The 21770-nt window shown below is 67.1% G+C and carries 17 protein-coding genes; 13 read left to right on the forward strand and 4 right to left on the reverse strand.

Annotation, left to right across the window (positions count from 1 at the left end; genetic code table 11):
- Window positions 1-41: 41 nt before the first annotated feature.
- The 3 genes from ACZ5BM_RS08180 to ACZ5BM_RS08190 all read right to left on the reverse strand — a co-directional run bounded on the left by ACZ5BM_RS08180 (window position 42) and on the right by ACZ5BM_RS08190 (window position 4248).
- Complete coding sequence (locus ACZ5BM_RS08180) at window positions 42-1490, reverse strand: HlyD family secretion protein (RefSeq protein WP_498911351.1); 1449 nt, start codon at window positions 1488-1490, stop codon at window positions 42-44.
- Window positions 1491-1492: 2 nt separating this feature from the next.
- Complete coding sequence (locus ACZ5BM_RS08185) at window positions 1493-3757, reverse strand: peptidase domain-containing ABC transporter (protein WP_498911353.1); 2265 nt, start codon at window positions 3755-3757, stop codon at window positions 1493-1495.
- 131 nt (window positions 3758-3888) lie between these two features.
- Window positions 3889-4248 carry a hypothetical protein gene (locus ACZ5BM_RS08190; RefSeq protein WP_498911354.1) on the reverse strand — a complete coding sequence of 120 codons (360 nt, stop codon included), beginning with the start codon at window positions 4246-4248 and terminating at the stop codon, window positions 3889-3891.
- A gap of 132 nt (window positions 4249-4380) precedes the next feature.
- Between ACZ5BM_RS08190 and metH the strand changes: the two genes are divergently transcribed.
- From metH to ACZ5BM_RS08225, 7 genes are all read left to right on the forward strand, one after another.
- Window positions 4381-7881: a methionine synthase gene (gene metH / locus ACZ5BM_RS08195; RefSeq protein ID WP_498911356.1), complete on the forward strand. Its 3501-nt coding sequence runs from the start codon at window positions 4381-4383 to the stop codon at window positions 7879-7881.
- Between the two features lie 164 nt (window positions 7882-8045).
- Window positions 8046-9740, forward strand: coding sequence for a Hint domain-containing protein (locus ACZ5BM_RS08200; protein WP_498911358.1), 1695 nt, complete (start codon window positions 8046-8048; stop codon window positions 9738-9740).
- Window positions 9741-9949: 209 nt separating this feature from the next.
- Window positions 9950-10336, forward strand: coding sequence for a phosphoribosyl-ATP pyrophosphatase (locus tag ACZ5BM_RS08205; protein ID WP_498911360.1), 387 nt, complete (start codon window positions 9950-9952; stop codon window positions 10334-10336).
- Window positions 10337-10477: 141 nt separating this feature from the next.
- Window positions 10478-11020, forward strand: coding sequence for a CvpA family protein (locus tag ACZ5BM_RS08210; protein ID WP_498911362.1), 543 nt, complete (start codon window positions 10478-10480; stop codon window positions 11018-11020).
- A gap of 67 nt (window positions 11021-11087) precedes the next feature.
- Window positions 11088-12605 (forward strand): amidophosphoribosyltransferase, encoded by a 1518-nt coding sequence (purF, locus tag ACZ5BM_RS08215; protein WP_498911364.1) that lies wholly within the window; start codon window positions 11088-11090, stop codon window positions 12603-12605.
- Entirely contained in the window at window positions 12602-13288 is a 687-nt protein-coding gene (locus ACZ5BM_RS08220) for a Rossmann-fold NAD(P)-binding domain-containing protein (RefSeq protein ID WP_498911366.1), read from the forward strand. Before purF ends, ACZ5BM_RS08220 begins: the two co-directional genes overlap by 4 nt.
- 70 nt (window positions 13289-13358) lie before the next feature.
- Window positions 13359-14132 carry an SDR family oxidoreductase gene (locus tag ACZ5BM_RS08225; protein WP_498911368.1) on the forward strand — a complete coding sequence of 258 codons (774 nt, stop codon included), beginning with the start codon at window positions 13359-13361 and terminating at the stop codon, window positions 14130-14132.
- A 117-nt stretch (window positions 14133-14249) separates the two neighbouring features.
- Here the strand turns inward: ACZ5BM_RS08225 and ACZ5BM_RS08230 are convergent, their stop codons facing one another.
- Entirely contained in the window at window positions 14250-15974 is a 1725-nt protein-coding gene (locus ACZ5BM_RS08230) for a methyl-accepting chemotaxis protein (RefSeq protein WP_498911370.1), read from the reverse strand.
- Between the two features lie 204 nt (window positions 15975-16178).
- On the opposite strand from ACZ5BM_RS08230, the gene ACZ5BM_RS08235 reads away from it, so the two are divergent.
- From ACZ5BM_RS08235 to ACZ5BM_RS08260, 6 genes are all read left to right on the forward strand, one after another.
- Window positions 16179-17069, forward strand: coding sequence for a hypothetical protein (locus ACZ5BM_RS08235; RefSeq protein ID WP_498911371.1), 891 nt, complete (start codon window positions 16179-16181; stop codon window positions 17067-17069).
- Window positions 17070-17250: 181 nt separating this feature from the next.
- Window positions 17251-18231, forward strand: a complete 981-nt coding sequence (locus ACZ5BM_RS08240) for a sulfate ABC transporter substrate-binding protein (protein WP_498911546.1) — start codon at window positions 17251-17253, stop codon at window positions 18229-18231.
- 4 nt (window positions 18232-18235) lie between these two features.
- Window positions 18236-19084, forward strand: coding sequence for an ABC transporter permease (cysT, locus tag ACZ5BM_RS08245; RefSeq protein ID WP_498911373.1), 849 nt, complete (start codon window positions 18236-18238; stop codon window positions 19082-19084).
- 244 nt (window positions 19085-19328) lie between these two features.
- Complete coding sequence (locus ACZ5BM_RS08250) at window positions 19329-20168, forward strand: ABC transporter permease family protein (protein WP_498911375.1); 840 nt, start codon at window positions 19329-19331, stop codon at window positions 20166-20168.
- Between the two features lie 11 nt (window positions 20169-20179).
- Window positions 20180-21289, forward strand: a complete 1110-nt coding sequence (locus ACZ5BM_RS08255; RefSeq protein ID WP_498911376.1) for a sulfate/molybdate ABC transporter ATP-binding protein — start codon at window positions 20180-20182, stop codon at window positions 21287-21289.
- Between the two features lie 64 nt (window positions 21290-21353).
- Window positions 21354-21644 carry a putative quinol monooxygenase gene (locus tag ACZ5BM_RS08260; RefSeq protein ID WP_498911377.1) on the forward strand — a complete coding sequence of 97 codons (291 nt, stop codon included), beginning with the start codon at window positions 21354-21356 and terminating at the stop codon, window positions 21642-21644.
- Window positions 21645-21770: the final 126 nt, after the last annotated feature.

The raw sequence follows: 21770 nt of genomic DNA on the forward strand, positions 1-21770 counted from the left end.
AGATCAGACGATGCTCCTTCGTGCCGCGGCCACGCGTCCGATCAGCCAGGATCGCGCATGCCTTCGGTCACGGTCGGCATCACCGTGGCCAGCAGGTACTGCAAGATCGTGCGCTTGCCGACATTGATGTCCGCACTGACGCTCATGCCGGGCGTGGGCTTGAAGAATTTCGGCACGCCATGGAGCGTATAGCGATCCACGACGAGACGGACGCGGTAGAAGGTCTCCTTTCCGCTGCCCGGCGTAGCGAGGCCGTTCGCAGGTGCCGCGGCTGTGGCGGCCTGTGCCTGATCCGGCGAGAAGGCGTCCGCGCTGATGTTCACGACGTGAGCATCGGCGCCGCCATACTGCACGTAGGAGAAGGTCTGGAATTTCACCTGCGCCAGATCACCCGGCTTCACGTAGCCGGCCTGATCGGCCGGGAGACGCGCCTCGATCTCGAGAGGAGCGTCCAGCGGCGTCAGTGTCATGAACTGCTGTGCCGCGCTGATCACCGAACCGACCGAAAGATGGGCGATGTTCAGCACCACCGCGTCCCGGTCGGCACGCATTACGAGCAGATCGCGAAGCTGGGTCGCTTTCGTGAAAGACCCGGTCGCTTCGTAGAGCTTCCGCTGGGCTTCGGTCAGCGCCTGATAATCGTCGGCCTTGGTGCTCTGAACGTAGCCGTCGCGCTCGGAGATCATCGCGTTCAGCTTGCTGCGCGCCGCCGCGGCGTTCTGCTGGGCGCCGATCTGCGAACGCTCCATCTCCATCAGCTCGTCCTGCGAGGCGAGCGAATTCAATCGGCTGCCGACCTGCGCCTTTTCGAGCTGCCGACGCATGTTGTTGACGTCGGCGGCCACTTTCACCCGGCCGGCATACATCGCGGCATTGGCCTGATAGCCGACCAGATCGCTCTGCAGAGCGGCGATCTGCTGGTTGTAGTTGCTGAGCTTGGAGTTGAACTCCGACTGCCGGCGCAGGAAGATCGCGGCCTGCTGCGTCGAGGCCGGATCGTTCGGAACGGCGACATAATCCTTGCCATTCACCGTCGCGGTCAGACGATTCACTTCAGCGGTCAGGCTCGCAACCTGATCCCGCAGATTGACGTAATCGGCGTCGGTGCTGGTGGGATCCAGATGGGCCAGGATCTGGCCCTTATGCACGATCTCGCCCTCATGGACGTCGATCGACCGGATGATGGAGGTCGCCAAAGGCTGCACCACGATGGTCGGCACCGTCGGCACCAGACCGCCGGCAGCCGTCACCACCTCGCCGAGCGGAAACAACGCCATGGTGAGCACGCTGGCGATCGCCATGGACGAGATGATCCAGGTAACGTAGCGCGCCGAGGGAGTCGGCGGCAGCGACGCCATCGCCGCGCTCGGCGAATGGAATTCGAGCAGCGCCGGCGGCATGTCGTCGGTGTCTTCCGACCGGCGGCGACGCGATACTTCGGCGAGAGCGGCTTCGTTCCGGTCGCCCGGAACCATCTCGGTGGAGCTCATGGTCAGTCTCCTTCCGCCAGCATGGGCGCCGGCCCGGCCGAACGATTCGTATCGAGATGGCGATTCTGCTGCAGCCAGAGCTGGCGATAGATCGCGCAACGCTCCACCAGCACGCTATGCGGGCCGATATCGTTCACTTTGCCCTGCTCCATGACGAGGATCTGGTCGCAATCCACCAGAGAAGACAAACGGTGGGACACGATCACCATCGTGCGCCCCTTGCCGATCCGGGCGAGATTGGCGTTCACCAGCGCCTCGCTTTCCGGGTCCAGCGCCGAGGTCGCCTCGTCCAGGATCAGCAGCTTGGGATCCGAGATCAGCGCGCGGGCAATCGCCAGCCGCTGACGCTGGCCACCGGAGATGTTGGTCGATCCTTCCTCGATGAAGGTCTCGTATCCCGCCGGCATGCGCTCGATGAATTCTTCCGCTCCGGCAAGGCGCGCGGCCCGCACCACGTCGTCCAACGTCAGACCCGGGCGGCCCGCAGTGATGTTGTCGCGAATGGTCCCGCGGAACAGGAAGTTGTCCTGCAACACCACGCCGAACGACCGGCGGAGATGGTTCAGGTTGATCTCGCGCATGTCGATGCCGTCGAGCTTCAGATAGCCGGTGTAGGAGCGGCTGACGCCCTGAAGCAGACGGGTGATGGTGGATTTGCCCGAACCGCTTCGACCGACCACGCCCAGCATGGTCCCGGCGGGAATGGAGAAATCCACACCGTCCAGTGCCTTGTTGGCCGCACCGGGGTAGGTGAAGTTCACGTCCACGAACGACAGCGCACCATGAATGGTCGGACGCATGCCGGTCGTCAGCGCTCGCGTTTCGGTCGGATTGTTCAGCACGGAACCGACTTCGCCCAGCGCTGTACGCACCTCGGTAAAGTCTTCCAGCAGACGAGCGAACCCCACCAGCGGAGCCGCCACGCGGCCGCCCAGCATCATGAAGGCCACCAGTCCACCGGCGCCCACCGCGCTGCCGTTCGGGTCTTTCAACGCCAGATAGGCACCCACCAGCAGCACGCCGCGGCTGATGAACATCTCGATCGGCATGATGATGGTCTGCGGCCAGTTGCTCATCCGGCCGGATGCCAACTTCCAGCGCGTGACTTCCGCGGTCTTCTCGTCCCATTCCTGGCGACGCGACGGCTCCAAAGCCAGCGTCTTCAGGGTCCGGATACCGGCGATGCTCTCGTAGAGCACAGAACCGCGCTCCATCTCGGCGGCGATGACGCGCCCGATGTAATATCCTACCGGCGCCATGAACACGATCACGATCAGGCCGATCGCGCCCGCCGCCGCCAGCGTCATCCAGGCCAGGGTCGCGCTGAGGACGAACAGGAAGGGAAGAATCACCATCACGGTGAACAGGTCCAGGAACGTCCGCAGCAGCGAACCGGTCATGAAGTCGCGGACCTTGTAGATCTGCATCACCCGACCGATCACGTTACCGGTCTGCTGTCGCTCGAAATACTCGAGCGGCAGAGCCAGCAGGCGATTGAACACGTGAAGACTGATCCGGCTGTCGATGCGCGCCGTCACCACCAGCGTCAGTTCGCGTCGGGCATAGGACAGCAAGGTCTCGTAGAACGTCAGGATCACGAGAATCATGGTGACGGAGAACAACGTCGCCATGGAATGCTGCGAGATGACCTTGTTGATAACCTGCATGATGATCAGCGCCGGAAGAATCGTCAGCACCGACAGCACCATCGACGACAGCATGATGTCGCGCATGATGCTCTTCTCGCGCATCACCACCCGCATCAGCCAGCGAATGTCGACCGGCGTCTCCACCTCGGCGCCGGACCGGGCGCGGCGCAACAACAGCACGTCGCCGGTCCAGACCTGGCTCAGACGCAGCTCGTCCACCGCCACCATGGGGTCGCTTTCGCCCCCCATCGGATCGCGCAGCCAGACCACGCCGCGATTATGGTCGGCCGATATGAACAAACCGGCAGAACCATCCTTGAACATCAGCACGATGGGCGGCGTGTTGTGCATCCGCAGCAGATAGCGCCATTTCAGGCGCATGCCCTTGGCCACCAGCCCCTGCTCGTCCAGCCAGCGCACCAAGGTCGCCGGAGACGGTGACGGCTCGTTCGGCTCCGCGCGGAAGGTCCGCGGATCCAGCTCCACACCGTGATACTTCGCGGCGGCCATCGCCGCGCGCAGACGGATCGTCACCGGGTCGGCGGCATGGCCGTGGTTCTCACCATGGCCCTGCGTCGCACGGTTCGACCGGCCGGCATCGTCGTTGCGTTGGTCCACGTTATTCCCTTCACCACGCCGGTGCTGTTCCGCCACCGAAAGAACGAGACCACCTGTCTCCCGAAACCTTTCGGCATACACCCACTACCATAACACAGGCCGGATGCCACCGAAGCTGTTTTATTGCCGAGTCATCCGAGCACCCTGTATCGCCCGGCTATCAGCGGATCATGTTCCAGAATTGCTACCGCTTCGTGAACAAGACCGCCTGGAACAGACAACAGAACTTGTCCAAAAAAACCGACTTCACCTCTTGCCCTTTGGGTGAACAGCTTGCCCAACGTGTCGGCGAGAGCCGAACGCCCGGCACAGCATCGGCAGTTCGCCTCATGCCTGCCGCCAGCCTCCGTCGGCAGGACGCAGACCGCCGCCCAGCCCGCCCGATCGATCGTCGCCCCGTCGCCCAGCCTGACCAGCGCGATCGCATCCGACGGCGCCCCTTCCTCGCCATGGATCACCACCCGCACCCCGATCCGCGCATCCAGACGCATCGACCCTCCCCTGGAACCCTGCCCTGCTCACGCGATGCTGGACAGAATCCGGTCATCTTGTGAGAAGCGTGCGCCCCTCGGGACGCTCACGGCAATCCGGCCCGGCCCGACGCGGACAGGACCCTCCCCATCATGACCACCCGCCCCCACCTCCTCGATGCGCTCCACGACCACGTCCTGTTGTGCGACGGCGGCATGGGATCGCGCGTGCAGATGCTCGATCTGGAGGTGGAGCGCGACTACTGGGGCCAGGAGAACTGCACCGAAATCCTGAACCTGTCCCGGCCCGAACTCGTGCGCGAAATCCACCGCGGCTATTTCGAGGCCGGCGCCGACATGGTCGAAACCAACAGCTTCGGCGGCTCCACCATCACCCTGGCCGAGTTCGGTCTCCAGGACCGCACCCACGAGATCAACCGGGTCGCCGCCGAACTCGCCCGTGAAGCAGCGGACAGCTTTTCCGACGGCCGGCACCGCTACGTGGTCGGCTCGATCGGCCCCGGCACCAAGCTGCCCACCCTCGGCAACGTCGCCTACGACCCGCTTGAATCCGCCCTGGCCGACCAGTGCGCCGGGCTGATCGACGGCGGCGTGGACGCGCTGCTGATCGAGACCTGCCAGGACACGCTGCAGATCAAGGCCGCCGTGAACGCCGCCAAGCGCGCCCGCAGCGCCGCCGGCACCGACACCCCGATCTTCGTGCAGGTCACGGTGGAAACCACCGGCACCCTTCTGGTCGGCCCGGACATCGCCGCCGCAGCCACCGTGATCCATGCCCTCGACGTGCCGCTGATCGGCCTCAACTGCGCCACCGGGCCGCAGGAAATGTCGGAGCACGTCCGCTGGCTGGCCGCGAACTGGCCGCGCCTCATCTCCGTGCAGCCTAATGCCGGCCTGCCCGAACTGGTGGACGGCAAGACCCACTACCCGCTCGGCGCGGCCGAGATGGCCTCCTGGGTCGAGCGTTTCATCGTCGAGGACGGTCTCAACCTCGTCGGCGGCTGCTGCGGCACCTCCACCCCGCACATCCAGGCGCTGGACCAGATGCTGCGCGGACGCGCGAAGGCCAGACACCGCCCGGCACCGGTGGCCCGGAAGCCGGTCTGGATTCCCGCCGTCGCCAGCCTCTACGGACAGACCCCGCTGCGACAGGAGAACAGCTATTTCTCCATCGGCGAGCGCTGCAACGCCAACGGCTCCAAGAAATGGCGCGAGCTGCAGGAGGCCGGCGACTGGGACGGCTGCGTGTCCGTCGGACGCGAACAGGCAGCGGAAGGCTCCAACGCCCTCGATGTGTGCACCGCCTTCGTCGGCCGCAACGAGGTCGCGGAGATGGACGAGGTGGTGCGCCGCTTCACCGCCTCCGTGAATGCCCCGCTGGTGATCGATTCCACCGAGACACCGGTGATCGAGAGCGCCCTCAAGCTCCATGGCGGCAAGCCGATCATCAACTCGATCAATTTCGAGGACGGCGAGGGCCATGCCGAGGACCGCATGGTGCTGGCGCGCAAGTTCGGCGCCGCCGTGATCGCGCTCACCATCGACGAGGTGGGCATGGCCAAGACGGCGGAAGACAAGCTCCGCATCGCCGAACGCCTCGTCGCCTTCGCCTGCGACAAGCACGGCCTGCCGCAATCCGATCTGATGATCGACCCGCTCACCTTCACCATCGCCACCGGCAACGAGGACGACCGCAAGCTCGGTCTGTGGACGCTCCAAGGCATCCGCCTGATCCGGGAGCGCTTCCCGGACATCCAGATCATCCTCGGCCTGTCCAACATCTCGTTCGGCCTCAACCCGGCCGCCCGCGCCGTGCTGAACTCGGTCTTCCTCGATCAGGCGGTCAAGGCCGGCATGACCGGGGCGATCGTGCATGTGAGCAAGATCCGCCCGCTCCATCTGATCGCGCCGGAAGAGGTGCAGGTCGCCGACGACCTGATCCATGATCGCCGACGCGACGGCTACGATCCGCTCAAGCGGCTTCTGGAACTGTTCGCCGACCGCAAGGCCGCGGACGCCGTCAAGAAGAAGCGCGCCGAAACCGCCCCGGAGCGCCTGAAGGACCGCATCGTCGACGGCGACCGCAAGGGGCTCGAAGCCGATCTGGACGAAGCCCGCGCCACCATGGCCCCGCTCGACATCATCAACACCGTTCTGCTGGACGGCATGAAGGTGGTGGGCGAGCTGTTCGGCGCCGGCAAGATGCAGCTCCCCTTCGTGCTGCAATCCGCCGAAACCATGAAGACGGCCGTGGCCTATCTGGAACCCTTCATGGAGCGCGTCGAAGGACAGGCGCGCGGTTCCATCGTGCTCGCCACCGTGAAGGGCGACGTGCACGATATCGGCAAGAACCTCGTCGACATCATCCTCACCAACAACGGCTACAAGGTCTGGAATCTCGGCATCAAGGTGCCGCTGGCCGACATGATCGCCGCAGCCCAGGAACACAAGGCCGATGCGATCGGCATGTCCGGCCTGCTGGTGAAATCCACCGTGGTCATGCGCGAGAACCTGGAGGAGATGGCGCGACAGGGCCTGACTCTGCCGGTTCTGCTCGGCGGCGCGGCGCTCACCCGCAACTACGTCGAGGAGGAATGCGTGGCGGCCTATGGCGGCGGCCTCGTCGCCTACGCACGCGATGCGTTCGACGGGCTCGGCCTGATGGACAAGGTCACCTCCGGCGAGATCGACGGCTATCTCGGCGCGATCCAGACCCGCCGCGCCGGCAAGGCGCGGGCGCGGCCCCGCACCCCGGAGATCGCCGAGACCCGGGGCTACGCCACCGCCGACGTGCCGGCGGCACAGGCCCGCAGACGCCGCCTGAACGACGGCCTCGCCGTTCCCACGCCACCCTTCTGGGGCGCACGCATCACCGAAGCCCAGCCCAGCGCCGTGATCCCGTTCCTGAACGAGCGCTCGCTCTACCAATTCCAGTGGGGCTTCCGGAAACAGGGCCGTTCCCTGGAGGAATTCCTCGCCTGGTCCCGCCAGGAACTGCGCCCGGTGATGAAGCGCATGCTGGCCCTGTGCGCGGAAGACGACATCCTGCGCCCGCAGGCCATCACCGGCTACTGGAAGGCCGCCGGACACGGCAACGAACTGATCCTGTTCGAACCGGACGGCATCACTGAGGCCGCCCGCTTTGCCCTGCCCAGGCAGCCGCGCGAGGACGGCGCCTGCATCGCCGATTTCGTGCGCGACATCGACGATGGCCCGGAGCGCCGCGACGTGGTCGGTCTCCAGGTCGTCACCGTCGGGCAGAAAGCCTCCGACGTCGCCCGGGTCTGGTTCGAGAATAACCGCTACCAGGACTATCTCTATCTGCACGGCCTGTCGGTGGAGATGGCCGAGGCGATGGCCGAATACGCGCATAAGCGCATGCGCGCCGAACTCGGCTTCGCCGCCGAGGACGACCGCGACATCGAGCGCATGCTGGGCCAGGGCTATCGCGGCTCGCGCTACTCGTTCGGCTACCCGGCCTGCCCCAGGCTCGAAGATCAGGAGCCGCTGCTGCGCCTGCTGGAGGCAGAACGCATCGGCGTGTCGCTGTCGGACGGGTTCCAGCTTCACCCCGAGCAGTCGACCAGCGCCCTGGTGATCTTCAATCCGCAGGCGAAATATTTCGCGGTCTGACACCGAAGTATCGCAGGCAGCAACACCTCGGCACCCTGCCTGCGACCGACCGATCACGATTTCTAACGCTTCGTTAGTTTTCGTTGCAGAGTCCGGCGCCAGCAAGCTAACATTTAGTTAGTGGGTCCGGGCTTCGTGGCGACCCGCCGAACGGGATCGCCTGCATGACCACCTCTCCGGACCTCGCCTACACGAATGTCGAGCTGATCTATTCGAGCAGCAGCGTCTACACGAACCTGCAGAATTTCGGGAAGATCGTCAGCTACGGTGCGCCCGGCGCAATCGTCTCGGCCATCATCAACGCGCCCAGCGTGTTTCCGAACCCGATCATCGACGCCGGCGCCTATTCCTACCTGACCATCCTGAGCAAGGGCGGAACCTTTCAGGGCTCGCCCACCAAATCCGACTTCGTGATCGGCTACAGCTCGACATCGATCGCGAGCGGAAACAAGACCAATACCAACACCGGCACCACGCTGGTCAACACGTCGAGCAGCTATTCTTACGATAACCCCGTCGAAGGCTACGGCGCGATAGAATTGTCCGCCGACGCCTTCGCCCAGGCCCGCATCATCTCCTTCAAGGGCATCGACAACACACTGGTGCTCAATCTCGGCGCCCAACCCGGCGCCCTGGCCCTGACCGGCTTCGCCGCTTCCGGCGACCAGGTCGTGTTCAAGGGCGTCGCCTTCGGCAATGCCCGGCTCCTGTCCTACAACTTCGATCCGACGGCCACGACCGGCACGCTGAGCTTCTCCAACGGCACGACCAGCACGGTGGTGACGATCTCCGGCCTCGGCGCCGACACCGCCATCGGCAATTTCAGCCTCGGCAACGCCGCCGCCGTCGAGGGCGGAAACACCCAGACCTTCAACGGCAATCTCGTGCTGTCCTTCGTGCCCTGCTTCCTGCGCGGCACCATGATCGACACCCCGTTCGGCGAACGCGCGGTGGAAGACCTGCGCGAGGACGATCTGGTGACGGCGATCGTCGACGGCCGTCCGGTGCCACGCCCGGTGCGCTGGGCCGGCGGCAACAGCATGGATGCGGCGCAGCACGCCTTCCGCGACAGCGCGTTTCCCATCCGGATCCGCCGCGACGCCTTCGCCGCCAGGGTGCCGCATCGCGACCTGCTGGTGACGCCCGAGCACTGCATCCTGACCGATGCCGGCCTGGTGCCGGCGCGCATGCTGGTGAACGGCGCCTCGATCGTGATCGATCGCGATCTCACCCGGTACGACTATTTCCATGTCGAACTGCCGGAGCACGCCATCATCCTGTCCGACGGGCTCCGAACGGAAAGCTATCTGGACGGCGACAACCGGCTGCACCTGAACCGGACCGCCACGGGGACCGAGCCGGTCGCACTGGCGGCGCCCCTGGCGGTGTCGCGCGCGCTGGTGGAACCGGTCTGGAACGCGCTGCGCGAACGCGCCGCCATGCTCGGCCTGCGCCCGGCGAGAACGGCACCGGCCGCCTTCACCGACGATCCCGCCTTGCGCCTGCTGCTGGACGACGGCAGCGAGATCGCCGCATGCCGCCGCGACGCGCAGCGCCACATGTTCCAGATCCCGCGCGGCGCCCAGCCCGTGCGGCTGCGCTCGCGCGCGGCGGTCCCGTCCGAGACCATCGGCCCGTTCGTGGACGATCGCCGCACGCTGGGCGTGGCGGTGGACCGGATGGTGCTGTGGAACGGGCTCGACGCCGCTGACATGCCGACCAGCGGCCGCGGCTGGCACAGCGAGGTCGGCATGGCGAGCTGGACGGACGGAAACGCCGCGCTCGACCTGCCGCCGGCGGACGAGGACCGGTTCCTCGACGTGCACCTCGCCGGCACCCTGCGCTACCACGCCGGCTAGAGCATCGTCCGCCGGGCGGACCGGTTCGGCGGATCGGGATGCTCGTCGAGACGATTGCATGCTCGACGCGGAATTCCGGGGCCGTCCCGGTAATCCTCGCAGGATCGGCACAGGCCCCCTATAGGTGGAACACCGTCGGCGACGAAACGGATCCCCATGCGCCTGTGCCCTTCCCGGCGATCCCGTCGCCACCCCTGTTCCCCGGCCCGATGACGTCGCGGACCGATACGGTTCAAGCCGTCCTCCGCGCCTTGTGGCGGCAAGCCGGGTCCCAGGCCGGTCCCGCGACGGACCCGGCCGAAACGCACCCCGCCGACATCTCCGTCCTGGGACGCGCCTTCGGCGAAACGGCGATGGATTGCGTGTCCGCCTCCATCCGGACCGATCGTGACGCACTGGTGCGCAACAGCGCCGCCTTGTTCGCCCATCTGTTCGAGATCTGGGCCAGGATCGGCCTCGATCCGCGCGAGGTCTGGATCGAGCTGCACAAGCGCGAACAGCTCGGCACCCTGCTGATGCAGCTCAACCAGGCACAGAGCCGGCTGCCGCGGCGCGCACTCAAACCCTGGCGCGTGGACAGCACCAAACTGCCGTGACACGCCATCCGGTATACGATCCGACGCACGGCAGGATTGTTTCACAACGTTTGGGCTGGCGTTGCCGGGGCTGCGGGACGATATAGCGCCCATCGTGACGCCCCATCCCCTTCCTCACCCCCGCTCGCACGGGCCCTCCCGATGAACTGGGTCGATATCGCCGTGCTGATCCTGCTGGCGCTGTCCGCCCTGCTCGGGCTGGCACGTGGATTCGTCCGCGAAGCGCTCGGCCTCGCCGCATGGGTCGGCGCCGCCCTGGTGGCGGCCCGGCTCGCACCGCAGGCGATGCCGTTCGCCAGCCGCATGATCCCCGATCCCAGCATTGCCGGGCCGGTCGCGTTTCTGGTGGTGTTCGCCGTGCTGCTGGTGGTGTTTCTGCTGGTCGCCGCCGCCCTGGGCAGCCTCGCGCGCGGATCGGTGCTGGGCGGGATCGACCGTTTGTTCGGCTTTCTGTTCGGCCTGCTGCGCGGCTTCGCCGTGCTGGTGATCGCCGCCATGCTCGCGGTCTCTGTCTGGCCGGTGTCGCAATGGCCCACCGCCGTGGCGCAGAGCCGCTTCCTGCCGCCGGTACGCAGCACCGCCACCCATGTCTCCGCCCTGCTGCCCGATCGCTACAGGCCGGACGCTGCCTTGTCCGGCCCGGACGATGCCCTGTCCCCTCCGCAAACGGACCGCTCCCCGTGATCGCCCGGCTTGATCCAGGACCGATCCGCTCCGCCGCGTCCGCACCCCGAAACAGGAGTTTCCCGCGATGACCGACCTGTCCGGCGCGCCGATCGGCCCCTATGACGACGACAAGCCGCATGAGGAATGCGGCGTGTTCGGCATCTGGAACGCCCAGGATGCCGGCGCCATGACTGCGCTCGGCCTGCACGCCCTGCAGCATCGCGGCCAGGAAGCCACCGGCATCGTGTCGTTCTCCGAAACCGGCCCGGACGCCCGCTTCCACACCCATAAGGGTCTCGGTCTCGTCGGCGACGTGTTCGGCGACGCGCGCATCATGGCCAGCCTGCCCGGCACGGCGGCGGTAGGGCACAACCGCTACGCCACCACGGGCGCCACGCTGATCCGCAACGTCCAGCCGCTCTACGCCGAGTTCGAGTTCGGCGGCCTCGCGGTCGGCCATAACGGCAACCTCACCAACGCCACGAACCTCCGCCGGGCGCTGGTGCGGCGCGGCTGCATCTTCCAGAGCACCACCGACAGCGAGGTGTTCATCCACCTGATCGCCATCTCGCTCTACACCGACGTGGTGGACCGGCTGATCGACGCGGTGAAGCAGGTGATCGGCGCCTATTCGCTGGTCGTGCTCAGCCGCGAATCGCTGATCGGCGTGCGCGATCCGCTCGGCGTGCGCCCGCTGATCCTGGGCCGCATCCCGCACCCGGATGGCCAGATCGGCCCCAACAACAGCAAGGAAGCCTGGGTGCTGGCGTCCGAGACCTGCGCGCTCGACATCGTCGGCGCCGAGTTCGTGCGCGACGTCGAACCGGGCGAGATCGTCATCATCGACAATGACGGCGTGCGCTCCATCAAGCCGTTCGGCGATCGGCGCGGCCGGTTCTGCGTGTTCGAATACATCTACTTCGCCCGCCCCGACTCGGTGCTGGACGGCTATGGCGTCTACGAGGCCCGCAAGCGGATCGGCGCCGAACTGGCGCGCGAGAATCCGATCGAGGCGGACGTGATCGTGCCGGTGCCGGATTCCGGCGTGCCGTCGGCGATGGGCTACGCCAACGAAAGCGGCATCCCGTTCGAGCTGGGCATCATCCGCAACCACTATGTCGGCCGCACCTTCATCGAGCCCACCGACCAGATCCGCCATCTCGGCGTGAAGCTGAAGCATTCCGCCAACAAGGCGATGATCGAGGGCAAGCGCGTGATCCTGGTGGACGACTCGATCGTCCGCGGCACAACCTCGCGCAAGATCGTCGAGATGGTCCGCGCGGCCGGCGCCAAGGAGGTGCATATGCGCATCTCCTCGCCGCCCACGACCCATTCCTGCTTCTACGGCATCGATACGCCGGAGCGCGGCAAGCTGCTGGCCGCCAATCACGACACGGACGAGATGGCCAGGCTGATCGGCGCCGACAGCCTCGCCTTCATCTCGCTCGACGGGCTGTATCGCGCGCTCGGCCACGCGGAAGGCCGCGACGCCGGCAAGCCGTTCTATTGCGACGCCTGCTTCACCGGCGACTACCCGATCAGCCTGGTCGATCTGGACGAGGACAGCCGCGCCCGCCCCGATCTGCTGACCGGCGCGCATTGAGCGCGAACGCGTCAACCGCCCCGGTCGCCGCCGCCGTCGCCCCAATCGCCCTCGTCACGGGGGCGAGCCGTGGCATCGGCCGCGCCGCTGCCGTGGCGTTGGCGCGGCGCGGCGTGCGCTGCGTTCTGCTGGCCCGCACGGTGGGCGGTCTCGAGGAAACCGACGATCTCGCCCAGGGCGCGGGCGGCGCCCCGGCCACCCTGCTGCCGATGGACCTCGCCGACGGCGACAGCATCGATGCGATCGGCCCGACGCTGGCGCAGCGTTTCGGACGGCTCGACCTGCTGGTGCATGCCGCGGCGCACCCGCCGCCGCTGACCCCGGTAGCCCATCTCGCAGCCGGCGACTGGGACCGCGCGCTGTCGGTCAATCTGTCCGCAGGCTGGCGCCTGCTGCGGACCCTCACCCCGCTGCTGCTCCGCGCGCCCGATCCGCGCGCGGTGCTGCTGACCGGCACGGCCGCGCCCGAACCGTTCTGGGGCGCGCTTGCCGCGACGCGCGCGGCACTGGCCGCGATGGCCGGAAGCTGGGCCGCCGAGAATCCCGCCATCCGGCTCCATCTGTTCGACCCCGGACCGACCGCCACGCGCTTCCGCGCCAGCGCCTTTCCGGGCGAGAACAAGAGCCATCTGGCCGCACCCGACACAGCAGGAGAGCGGATCGCCGCCCTCTGCCGCGAGTGATCCGGCCGGGATGGCGGAACCGGGCGACCGTCGATCCGCTTTCCCTTCGCAACGGAGAAGGAGCGGCATCATGCGCAAGACCGGCAACACCATTCTGATCACGGGCGGCGGCTCCGGCATCGGCGAAGCCCTCGCACACAGGCTGCACGATGCCGGCAACACCGTGATCGTGTCCGGCCGACGCAGGCAAATGCTGGAACGCGCGATCGACGGCCGCGCCAACATGCACGCCGTCACGGTGGACATGGACGACCCCGCCTCCATCGCCGCCATGGCCGCACGGGTCCTGGCCGATCACCCCACGCTGAACGTGCTGGTGAACAATGCCGGCATCATGCGGTTCGAAACCCTGGACCGGAAACGCGACCTCGCCGACGCGGAAGCCACCATCGCCACCAATCTGCTCGGGCCGATCCGCCTGATCGACACGTTCGTCGAACATCTCTGCGCGCAGCCCGACAGCGCGATCGTCAACGTGACCTCGGGCCTGGCCTTCGTGCCGCTGACCGCGACGGCCACCTATTCCGCCACCAAGGCGGCGATCCATTCCTACACCGAAAGCCTGCGCGCCGAGCTGAAAGGCCGCGTCGAGGTGATCGAGCTCGCCCCGCCCGGCGTGCAGACCGGTCTGACGCCCGGGCAGTCCACACGCCCCGGCTACATGCCGCTCGACACCTTCGCCGACGAGATCATGCAGCTTTGGAGCGCCGACCCGACACCGGCCGAGTTGCTAGTGCAGAACGTCCGCTTCCTGCGCGACGCCGAACGCGAGAACCGCTTCGCCGACACGCTGGTCACCCTCAACGAACGCGCCAGGGCCGCACGCGAGGCAGGCGGCTCCTGACCCGCCGGACCCAGCCGGGCCTGCGTGATACGGTGCCGCGCCACGAAGCGGGCCGGCACCGCATCCTCATGGCGCATGTCTCCGTTCGGTTGTCCGTCTGGCCCGTTCGGGATCGTGCTAGTTCGCCTTCACCAGATGCAGGAAGCTCTTGACCTCGCGATTGAGCATCTCCGCCTGCTGGGACAGTTCCCCGGCCGACGCCAATACCTGCGTTGCCGCCGCGCCGTTCTCCTGGGTCGAGCGGCTGACCGCCAGAATGCTTTCGCTGACCGTGCGGGTGCCGGCGGCCGTCTGCTGGACGTTGCGCGCGATCTCGCCGGTCGCGGCACCTTGCTGCTCTACGGCCGCAGCGACGGCGACCGAACTCCTGTTGATGTTCTCGATCCCGATTCGGACGCCGCCCAACGCGGCGACGGCCGCTTCCGTCGCCTGTCGGATTTGTTTGACCTGATCGGTCACGCCGTCCGTCGCCTTGGCGGTCTGCTGAGCCAGGCTCTTCACCTCCGAGGCCACCACGGCAAACCCTTTTCCGGCCTCACCAGCCCGCGCCGCCTCGATGGTCGCATTCAGCGCCAGCAAATTGGTCTGGCTGGCGATCGACGAGATGAGTTCGACGATCTGCCCGACCCGGCCTGATGCCTGCGACAGCTCCTCGACCACGGCATCCGTGCGCTGGGCGTCCTGGGCGACAGAACGGGCTTGCTCGGCGCCGGCGGAGACCTGCTGGCTGATCTCGCGGATCGATGCCGACAGTTCCTCCGCCGCGGCGGCGGCATTCTGCACATTGGTGCTGGTTTCCTGAGCGGCATCCACCACGATGCCGGACTGGCGGCTGGTTTGCTCCACCGTGCCGTTCATGGTCCTGGCCGTCGCCGCGAGTTCGGTCGATGCCGAGGCGAGAAGACCGACCATCTGCGCGATCTTGGCCTCGAAGCCGTTGACGAGGTCCTGCAGCCTGCTCGCGCGCTGCTCTTTCTCGGCCCGTTCCGTCGCCTGGGCGGCAGACAACGCGTCCGCCTGGATCATGTTGTCCTTGAACACCTGCACGGCAGCCGCCATCTCGCCGAGTTCGTCGGTGCGCGCCTGCCCCGGAATGTCGATGGTCATTTCCCGCCTGGCCAGCCGACGCATCGCGCCGGTTATGGCGGAAATCGCGCCGGCGATATGCCGGATCAGGAACATCGACAGGGCGATGCTCAGCACGATCGCGATTCCGAGACCGGATACGAGCCACCACCATGTCGTCTGGTACGTCGCGAGCGAAATCTGTCCGGATTGCTGGCCGAGTCTCTTGTCGTAGTCCATGTCCCAATGCACGAAGTCGGTGAGCGGGTTGATGAAGGCCGCGCCTTCGTCGAAGACCTGCCTCGGAACCGTCGCGATCTGGTTCTGCCGCACCTGTTCGATGATCCGACGGAGGCTTTCCTTGTATTCCGGCCACAGTTTGTCGAACACAGCGGTATATTTTTCTCGCTCTTCTCCGGCATCGATGACCGGCTCGTAATCACGACGAGCCTGATCGACCGCTTCGATACCGGCCTCGAGCTTGTCGATCTGATCGCCACGGATCTTGGGATCGGTCAGGCCGAAGGCGGTCAGTCCCAGTTCGTGGCGCCTGACATTGGCAATCCCGATCCCGATCAGGCCGGCGTTCAGGGTACTCGGAAGGTAGTTGTCCCGCATTGAGCCGGCAGCCGCGTCCATGACCGCCATCCGGTTGAGGGACAGGGTTCCCATCGCGACGGTCAACAGTGTCAGACCGAGAAAGCTGGCGGCAAGCTTCGTGCCTATGGAAAGCCGCACGTTCGCGAGGGGACGGGAAGAGCTGCTGGTCGTAGGCATCGAGCGGACCTTTCGTTATCCGTTCGGTTCTACGATCGAAAACTTGAAGAAAGTTCTAACGCCGATACAGAATGTATCGGACGTCCGAGCCGTCATCCCCCCTGACGGACGAAGGTCTTGGGCGGAAGAACGGTTGCCGCATCGACTTGTCGCCTCAGACGATCCGTCCAGCCATACTGCGCAAGGATCGGAGACCACCGTACCATGCGCGCCAGAATGCTCTCCACTCTCGCCTGTCTCGCCGCCCTGCTCGGCCCCTGGCTGCTCCATGTCGGCATCCGGCACGCCCATGCCGCGGCACTGGCCATCGCCTCGGGGAGCCTGCTTCTTCTGTCCCTGCTGTTGAAGCGTCCGTTCCGCGCCGAACATGCAGCGCTTCCTTTGGTTCTGGCCGCCACCACACCCTCGGTGCTGGTCCAGGCCGACGGCATGTCCTCCCGCCTCCCGCTCGTCGCCATTGCCTGGCTGATGCTCGCGACAGCCTTGTTCTGGCGCATCTGGAGCGTGGCACGGAGAGCACCCGTCGGCGAACGCGGCGTGCCTGCGCTGTTGGCGCGCGCCTTTCCGGATTTGGTTCCGGTCGCCGGAGCGGAACTGCGGTTGTTCTGGTTCGGCCTGTGCCGTTGGCGCCGGAATGCGTCCGATCTGCCGCAGGGCGCGGAACCGTTTCCGGCCACCGCCACGGGCATGGAGGTGGCGATGTGCTGGCTGACAGCGGCCGGTTTCCTGATCGAGACACCGCTGATGCATGTCCTGCTGGCGCATCTCTGCGGCCATCCGACCGCCTGGATCTGCACCGGGCTGCACGCGATTCTTGCTGTTTATCTCGTCGGTTATGCGAAATCGTTGATGTTCCGGCCCACGCTTCTGTTTTCGGACCGGCTGGAGATCAGGCTGGGCGTGGTCGCACGGCGGATGGTGCAGCGCGCCGCCATTGAGACCGTGCGTCCCCATGACGGGGAAACGCCGAGACGGCCTGACGAACAGCGTTTGTTCGGGCTAGACCAGCCGAATCTCCGGCTCGGCGTGGCAGGGGGCGGGGTGCTGTTGCGTGTGGACGATCCGGGGCGGCTGATGCGGGCGCTGGCCGCCTGACCGACGCGAAAGAAATACTTTCATACATCGTGTAATTTAATACGAATAACGATGCGGCGTGATTGCATGTCGCATACCACCATGATACCCGTTCCTTAGGCCGTCGAAACGAGATCGGCACGCTTTCCGAACGGGAATCACCCACATGACGCATCGCTTCCGAACGCTGCTCGGCCCGCTGATGGCGTCCGCGATGGGCTGCCTTCTGCCCGGCATGGCGCTGGCGCAGACCGCGCTGCTGAACGTCAGCTACGATCCCACGCGCGAACTCTACAAGCAGGTGGATGCGCGCTTCGCCGACTGGTGGAAGACGCAGCCGGGCGGCGGTCCGGTCCGCATCAAGACCTCGCATGGCGGTTCCGGCGCCCAGTCCCGCGCCGTGCTGGACGGGTTGCAGGCGGACGTGGTGACGCTCGGCATCCAGTCCGACATCGACGTGCTGGCCGATAAGGGACTGGTCGCGAAGAACTGGACCGAGCAGCTGCCCAACCATGCGGTGCCCTATACCAGCACCATCGTGTTCCTGGTCCGGCACGGCAATCCGAAGAACCTGCACGACTGGTCCGATCTGGTGCGCGACGGGGTGCAGGTGATCACGCCGAACCCGAAGACCTCGAGCGGCGGACGCTGGAGCTATATCGCCGCCTGGCTGTGGGCGCTGCACCAGCCGGGCGCGAACGAGACCAAGGCCGAGGCGTTCCTGGCCGATCTCTACAAGCACGTTCCCGTGCTCGACACCGGCGCGCGCGGCTCCACCAACACCTTCGTGCAGCGCGGACAGGGCGACGTTCTGCTGGCCTGGGAGGACGAGGCGCTTTTGGCCGCGCACGATCTCGGCGCGGGCAGTTTCGACGTGGTCTACCCGTCGACGTCCGTGAAGGCCGAGCCCGTCGTGGCGGTGGTCGAGAGCGTGGCGCGTGAGCACCACACCGAAACGGTGGCTAAGGCCTATTTGGAATTCCTGTATTCGCATGAGGGTCAGGAGATCGCGGCGAAGAACCATTACCGCCCGATCGACCCGGCGGTGGCCAAGGAACATGCCGGCGAATTCCAGGCCGTGAAGATGTACGACGTGGCCGAGATCGGCGGCTGGCGCGCTGTCCAGAGCAAGCATTTCGATCAGAACGGCGTGTTCGACCGCATCTCCGGCGGCGGCCGCTGACCGGGTGAACCTCGTCCGGCGCCGTCCGCGCACGCCCTCGGTGATCCCGGGGGCGCTGCCCAGTTTCGGCATCACTCTGTTCTGGGTCGGTCTGCTGGTGCTGCTGCCTTTGGCGGCGCTGGCGGCGCGGCCGTGGGAGAACGGCGTCGGCACCATGCTGCACACGCTGTCGGCGCCCCGGACGCTGGCGGCCTTGCGGCTGTCGTTCGGCTGCGCGCTCTTGGCCGCCGCGTCCACCACCCTGCTCGGCCTGCTGATCTGCTGGGTGCTGGACCGGGTCCGGCCGCCGGGCTGGCGCCTGCTGGACAGTTTGATCGACCTGCCGTTCGCCCTGCCGACCGCCGTGGCCGGGATCACCCTGGCCACGCTCTACGCGCCCACCGGGCTGATCGGCGCGCCCCTGGCCCGGCTCGGCCTACCCGTCGCCGGAACCCCGCTCGGGATCGTGCTCGCCTTGATGTTCGTGGGTCTGCCGTTCGTGGTGCGTGCGGTTCTGCCGGTGCTGCGTGCGCTGCCGTTCGAGCTGGAGGAAGCGGCGGCGACGCTCGGTGCGGCGCCGTTCCAGGTCGCGTGGCGGGTGATCGTGCCGGCCCTGCTGCCGGCCCTGCTCACCGGCTTCGGGCTGGCCTTCGCCCGCGGCGTCGGCGAGTACGGCAGCGTGATCTTCATCGCCGGCAACCGCCCGATGCGCTCGGAGATCGCCCCTCTGCTGATCGTGATCCGCCTGTCGGAGGACGATTATGCCGGCGCCGCCGGGATCGGTCTGTTGATGCTCTTGGCCGCATCCGTCTGCCTGCTTCTGGTCACCGTGCTGCGGCGCCACCTGCCGGCCCTGCGCGGGGTGCGGCCATGATCCCGCCGGGAACCACGCGAGTGGGATGGCCGATCGTCGTCGCCCGCGGGCGCTGCACGGAGCGCAGTCGTGGAGCACGCCCGGTTCGGGCCTGCCGCGTGGGCGGCGATCGCGACGCCGCGACACCGTTCGAGCCTGCTGCGCGGGGCGCGGCGGCGAGGCCCATCCGGATCGTGCTCGCCGTCTGTTCGCTTCGGCGCCCGACGCCGCGACGCCGGACCGGCGACCGCTCCGGAGCACGGTCATGAGCCGCGTGCGGATCACGCCGGTCGGGTGGTTGCTGAGCGCCGCGGCTTGGCTGGCGGTGCTGTTGATGTTGATCCTGCCAGTTGGCGTCCTGTTCGGGCAGGCGCTGCGCCAGGGCGTTCCCGCGGCGCTGGCGACGCTGGCGGACGAGGATTCGCGCGCCGCCATCCGTCTCAGCCTGCTGGTCGCGGCGATCGTTCTGCCGATCAACGCCGCCTGCGGCTTTCTGGCCGCCTTCGCCCTGACGCGGTTCGATTTCCCCGGCCGCGCGCTGCTTTTGGTGCTGATTGAGCTGCCGCTTTCGGTGTCGCCCGTGGTGGCGGGTCTGGTCTGGGTGCTGTTGTTCGGCCGGCATGGCTGGTTCGGGCCCTTCCTCGCCGCGCACGGCATCCGTCTGGTGTTCACCCTGCCCGGCATTCTGCTGGCGACGTTGTTCGTGACCTTTCCCTACGTCACCCGCACGGTGATGCCGGCGATGGAGGCGCGCGGCCGGGCGCAGGAGGAAGCCGCGACCATGCTCGGCGCCGGTTTCCTGCCGATCCTGTTCCGCGTCACCCTGCCGGAAGCCGGGGCCGCGCTTCTGTCCGGCATCCTGCTCTGCGCCGCGCGGTCCCTGGGCGAGTTCGGCGCGGTGTCGGTGGTATCCGGGCATGTGCCGGGCCTAACCGAAACCGTGCCGCTGCGCATCCAGGCGCTGTATGATGGCTACGAGACCACCGCCGCCTTCGCCCTGGCGGCTCTTCTGGCGCTGGCGTCGGGCCTGCTGGTGGCCGTACGCGGCGTGGTGGAATGGCGCCGGCAGGGTGGGGCCGTTTCGGCACGGGACGCTGCGGCATGACGGGAGACGGAATGGGCGTCGCACTTCGGAACGTGTCCTGCGTGTTCGGGCGGACCCCGGCGGTGCGCGGGATCGATCTCGCCGTCGCGCGCGGCGAGTTCCTGGCGCTGGTGGGGCCGTCCGGCGCCGGCAAGACCACGCTTCTGCGCATCATCGCCGGGCTCCAGCCGGGCTATGACGGCAGCGTGCGGATCGGCGCGCGCGACGTGACGCATGTTCCGGCCCGGGACCGCAATATCGGCTTCGCGTTCCAGAACTACGCCCTGTTCCCGCATATGAGCGTGGCCGACAACGTGGCGTTCGGGCTGAAGGTGCGGCCCCGCGCGACGCGGCCGGGCCGGGCCGAGATCCGCGAGCGCGTGTCCGCCCTGCTGCATCTGGTGCAAGTCGGCGATCTGGCCGGGCGCTACCCTTCGCAGCTCTCCGGCGGCCAGCGGCAGCGCGTGTCGCTCGCCCGCGCGCTCGCCACCGAGCCGGAGCTGCTTCTGCTGGACGAACCGTTCGGCGCCCTCGACCCGCTGGTGCGCAAGGAGATCCGCACCTGGCTGCGCGGGCTGCACAACCGTCTCGGCCTCACCTCCATCCTGGTCACCCACGACCAGGAGGAGGCGCTGGAGGTGGCGGACCGGATCGCGGTCCTGCGCGACGGGCGCATCGAGCAGATCGGCACCCCGGCGATGCTGGAGGACGCGCCGTGCTCGCCCTTCGTGCATCGCTTCCTGGGCGAGACCGTGTCCCTGCCGGGCCGAAGCGCGGGCGGCGCGATCCGTCTCGACGGCGCCTGGGGCGAGGCCGGGATCGTTCTGCCGCAGGCTTCGGTGCCGGACGGTCCGGTGCTGGTGATGGCGCGTCCGCATGCGATCGGGCTGCTGCCCTCGTCCGGTCCCGGCCCGGCGGCGCAGGTGATCGGTGCGATCCGGCGCGGGGCGTTTCTGCGCTACCGCGTCGCGCCTGCCGGACAGGTCTCCGAGCCGGGAATCGAGATCCATGTGCCGGCCGACCGGGCGTTGATTCCCGTCGGCAGTGCGTGCGTGCTGGATCTGTCCGCTGCGCATCTGTTCGCGGACGGAGCCGCATCGCCGGTCCCGGAGGACGCAGCGCCCGGTTTCGTCGCCGCCTGAGACCGGCTTGACCGGCGCCGGTATCCGTTTCCTTCTCCGGTCCCGGATCGATGCGGAGCGGACGATGACTGTGACCTTGTATGCGACGATGGTGGCGCTCGACGGCAAGCGGGAGATCGTCGCCGATCTGCTGCGTCGCCTGAAGCAGGACGTGGAGGCCGAGCCGGGCAACGAACGCTTCGTGGTCTACACGCTCGCCGACCGGCCGAACCATTTCCACGTCGAGGAGACCTATCGCGACGAGGCTGCCTTTCAGGCGCATATGCGCACGGCGCACGGGCTGCGGTTCAACGCCGCGATCGCCGATCTGGTCGAGAACGGGCGTTCCGAGGTGGTGTTTCTGTCGCCTGTTTGAGGTGAGAGGTTCGCGTTCTTTTTTGCAAAAAAGAACCAAAAAACTCTTGTCCGTTCGGGGCTGAGAACCGGCAAGGTTCGAGAACCCTAACGGGTAAAAGTCTTTTTGCTTCTTTTTCTTCAGAAA

It is taken from the genome of Lichenicola sp. GTC18331 (genome assembly GCF_055386855.1).

Excerpts from the sequence above, each read along its gene's own strand:
- ACZ5BM_RS08180 (WP_498911351.1), bottom strand. The coding sequence starts at position 1,490 with ATGAGCTCCACCGAGATGGTTCCGGGCGACCGGAACGAAGCCGCTCTC.
- ACZ5BM_RS08190 (WP_498911354.1), bottom strand. The coding sequence starts at position 4,248 with ATGCGTCTGGATGCGCGGATCGGGGTGCGGGTGGTGATCCATGGCGAG.
- metH (WP_498911356.1), top strand. The coding sequence starts at position 4,381 with ATGACCACCCGCCCCCACCTCCTCGATGCGCTCCACGACCACGTCCTG.
- ACZ5BM_RS08200 (WP_498911358.1), top strand. The coding sequence starts at position 8,046 with ATGACCACCTCTCCGGACCTCGCCTACACGAATGTCGAGCTGATCTAT.
- ACZ5BM_RS08205 (WP_498911360.1), top strand. The coding sequence starts at position 9,950 with ATGACGTCGCGGACCGATACGGTTCAAGCCGTCCTCCGCGCCTTGTGG.
- ACZ5BM_RS08210 (WP_498911362.1), top strand. The coding sequence starts at position 10,478 with ATGAACTGGGTCGATATCGCCGTGCTGATCCTGCTGGCGCTGTCCGCC.
- purF (WP_498911364.1), top strand. The coding sequence starts at position 11,088 with ATGACCGACCTGTCCGGCGCGCCGATCGGCCCCTATGACGACGACAAG.
- ACZ5BM_RS08225 (WP_498911368.1), top strand. The coding sequence starts at position 13,359 with ATGCGCAAGACCGGCAACACCATTCTGATCACGGGCGGCGGCTCCGGC.
- ACZ5BM_RS08230 (WP_498911370.1), bottom strand. The coding sequence starts at position 15,974 with ATGCCTACGACCAGCAGCTCTTCCCGTCCCCTCGCGAACGTGCGGCTT.
- ACZ5BM_RS08235 (WP_498911371.1), top strand. The coding sequence starts at position 16,179 with ATGCGCGCCAGAATGCTCTCCACTCTCGCCTGTCTCGCCGCCCTGCTC.
- ACZ5BM_RS08240 (WP_498911546.1), top strand. The coding sequence starts at position 17,251 with ATGGCGTCCGCGATGGGCTGCCTTCTGCCCGGCATGGCGCTGGCGCAG.
- ACZ5BM_RS08250 (WP_498911375.1), top strand. The coding sequence starts at position 19,329 with ATGAGCCGCGTGCGGATCACGCCGGTCGGGTGGTTGCTGAGCGCCGCG.
- ACZ5BM_RS08255 (WP_498911376.1), top strand. The coding sequence starts at position 20,180 with ATGGGCGTCGCACTTCGGAACGTGTCCTGCGTGTTCGGGCGGACCCCG.
- ACZ5BM_RS08260 (WP_498911377.1), top strand. The coding sequence starts at position 21,354 with ATGACTGTGACCTTGTATGCGACGATGGTGGCGCTCGACGGCAAGCGG.